Source organism: Erythrobacter sp. HI0063, assembly GCF_001635685.1.
Taxonomy (GTDB): domain Bacteria; phylum Pseudomonadota; class Alphaproteobacteria; order Sphingomonadales; family Sphingomonadaceae; genus Qipengyuania.
Window position 1 is genome coordinate 1 of record NZ_LWFF01000088.1, and the last position, 202, is coordinate 202.

Here is a 202-nt window from a genome sequence, read left to right on the forward strand (position 1 = left end):
ATCGTTGACGCCGTTATTGTTGATATCGGCATTGAAGAACGCGAAGTCGCGGCGGAAGATCAGGCCCGAATTGGACGAGATCGCGAAGTTGGGGAAGGACCGGAACGCGAGCGAGGGGCTGGCGACCGCCCGGTCGATCAGGGCCTGTTCGGCAGCGGTCGGCGCTCTGCCGCCGAAGATCGCATCGTATCGCGCCGTACCG

Annotated in this window: 1 protein-coding gene; it reads right to left on the reverse strand. The window is 63.4% G+C overall.

The genetic code is table 11. The annotated features are described in order from the left end of the window. On the reverse strand, positions 1 to 202 hold a 202-nt coding region (locus A3736_RS17360; protein ID WP_197465481.1), incomplete at both ends, for a hypothetical protein.